This window comes from Mesorhizobium australafricanum, assembly GCF_033977265.1.
GTDB lineage: Bacteria > Pseudomonadota > Alphaproteobacteria > Rhizobiales > Rhizobiaceae > Mesorhizobium > Mesorhizobium australafricanum.
This window is the reverse complement of the sequence record NZ_JAVIIT010000044.1, coordinates 1-2503: the sequence shown is the minus strand read 5'-3', so window position 1 is coordinate 2503 and position 2503 is coordinate 1. Positions and strand designations below refer to the sequence as shown.

Below are 2503 nucleotides of genomic sequence, written 5' to 3'. Positions count from 1 at the left end.
CGGAATCGGGAGGGTTATGTGAGGTCGGGCGCGACTTTTCGGCAGGCTGAGCCGATCTCACATAACCCGGATTGGTCTAAGCCGCGGGTAGTCTAGGCACCTTATGGGTGAAGTAAAGCCAGCTCATGGCTGCACTGGCTGACGAGCGAGGCCGTAGCCTGCGAGTCGAAGAGTTCGCAGGCGGCGCCGGGTGGTTTTACGCATGTGAACCCCGATACTGGACGCCGAACCTGGCGATCCGACCGGGCGCACAAGGCCTTTCGGGTAGGTTGATGCCGAGCGATATCGGCCGCCGGGGAGACGTCGAGTTTGCAGTTCTGTCGGAGGTCGCGTCGGCAGTTGGTGGTCATGATGTGTCGCATCGGAAAGCCGACGGTCGAGGTGGCGCGGCGGGCAGAATGATGCCTGTCCGGCGCATTGGACGCCGGCAGTCAGGGCATTCGTAGGATTGCGAGGATTGCTGCTTGTCGGGACGGGATTGTCTGTCCGTTGCAACTGGCTGGGCGAGCAAGCGCCTGCAGAGATCGATCCGAGCGCGACGGTGGCTGTTGGCGAGGAAGCCGAAGTGGCGCATGCGGTGGAACCCATCGGGGAGCACGTGAAGAAGAAAGCGCCGGATGAACTCGTGGGGAGCCAGACGCATGATCTTCTGTTGCTCATGCCCACGGTGACGATAGTCTTTCCATCGGAAGGCGACATGATCGTCGTTGACGTCAACGATACGGCTGTTGGCGATGGCGACCCGATGGGTGTAGCGACCGAGATAGGCGAGCATCTGGTCGGGCCCGCCGAAAGGCGGCTTGCAATAGACGACCCAATCGATGCTGCGAGCCTGAGCCAGATGGCGATCGAATATGGTCGGATCGTTGAGGTGAGCGAGTTCATTGAAGAAGCTCAACTCGCCCTGTGCGAAAGCTTCGTCGAGTGACGCCAGAAAGAGCCGGCGGAACAGCCGCGACAGTACACGGACGGGCAGAAAGAAGCCCGGCCGGCATGCGACCCATCGGGATTTGTCCGGAGCGATGCCGCCACCCGGCACGACGCAATGAACATGGGGATGATGGATCATCGCCTGACCCCAGGTATGCAGGACGGCGGTGACGCCGATCTCGGCGCCGAGCCATTTGGGATTGCTGGCGATCGTCTGTAGCGTCTCGGCCGAAAGCCGCATCAGCAGCGCATAGACGAGAGCCTTATTCTGGAAGGCGATCTCGGCGATAGCGGGCGGCAAGGTGAAGACGACGTGGAAGTACGGAACCGGCAGGAGATCGGCGACACGTGCGTCCACCCATTCCCTGCGCGCCGAACCCTGACACTTCGGGCAGTGGCGGGACCGGCAGGAGTTAAAGGAGACGCGGGTAGTGCCGCAATCGTCGCAGGCATCGACGTGCCCGCCGAGCCTGGACGTCCGGCAAGCCTCGATCGCGCCCATGACGCGTCGCTCACCGCGGCCAAGGTGGCTGGCGTTCTCTCGTTTGTAGGAAAACCCGTGTCGCCGAAATATGTCGGCGACCTCGAAGGTGGGACGCAACCGGTCAGCCCGGTGGCGTCACTTCCAGATGCAGGCGGTCAAGTGGGCTTGTCGTGGAGCTGATCGTGTCGGTGGAAACCTGCGTATAGCGCGCCGTGGTCGACAGATGCGAATGGCCGAGCAGGACCTGGATAATCCGGATGTCGGTGCCGCTCTCCAGCAGGTGTGTGGCGAAGGAGTGCCGAAGCGTGTGAACAGTGACGTGCTTGGTAAAGCCGGCTGCGGCGACGGCCGACCGACAGTGGGCCTGCAGCGAACCTACGTTGAGCGGCGTATCGGGATCGCGACCCGGAAAGAGAAACGTTTTGGGCCGCGTCATGCGCCAGTAGCTGCGCAGGATGCCGAGCAGGTCCGGCGACAGCATGACGTACCGTTCACGACCGCCCTTGCTGCGCCGTACGTGGATCAGCATGCGTGAACTGTCGATGTCCTCGACCCTCAGCCCGCAAACTTCTCCAACCCTGAGGCCGGCCGCATAGGAGCAGGTCAGCGCAATCCGGGCCTTCAGGTTGGGGACGGCCTGAAGAAACTGCACCACCTCGTCAGTCGACAAAACGGCGGGCAGTTTGCGTGGCTCACGGGCATGCGGGATCCGTTCCACGATCCATTTGCGCCCCAGCGTCACGCCAAAAAAGAACCGAAGCGCACAGACGACCTGGTTCAGGCCGGAAAAAGAGAACCCCTCCGAAACAAGGTGCACCTGGAAGGCGCGGATATTCTCCAGGCCAAGCTTGTCTGGGGATCGGCCAAAATAACGGCTGAACTTGCTGACCGCGTAGAGGTAGGATTGCTGCGTTGCCGGTGAGAGATTGCGGACCGTCATGTCTTCGATCATGCGGCGGCGAAGAGGGCTGATCTTGCCCATGGGAACCTCCTGACTGAAAGGTGTTTTGTTGACACCCTCATCTTCTCAGTCGGGAGGCTCCTGTTAAACCGGGGCTCCAATCGCCGCGATCAGCGGCTTAGTCCAAT

2 protein-coding genes are annotated in these 2503 nt (G+C 61.6%); both read right to left on the bottom strand.

Features of this window, described 5'->3' with window-relative positions; genetic code table 11:
* Positions 1 to 346 precede the first annotated feature (346 nt).
* Positions 347 to 1531, bottom strand: a complete 1185-nt coding sequence (locus tag RFM98_RS31040) for an IS91 family transposase (protein ID WP_320312277.1) — start codon at positions 1529 to 1531, stop codon at positions 347 to 349.
* A 4-nt stretch (positions 1532 to 1535) separates the two neighbouring features.
* A complete protein-coding gene (locus tag RFM98_RS31035; protein ID WP_320312276.1) occupies positions 1536 to 2396 on the bottom strand; it encodes a tyrosine-type recombinase/integrase in 861 nt (286 codons plus the stop codon).
* Between the last annotated feature and the right edge of the window lie 107 nt (positions 2397 to 2503).

Bases quoted from the DNA above. Each gene is read 5' to 3' on its own strand.
- RFM98_RS31035 (WP_320312276.1), bottom strand. From the start codon at position 2,396: ATGGGCAAGATCAGCCCTCTTCGCCGCCGCATGATCGAAGACATGACG.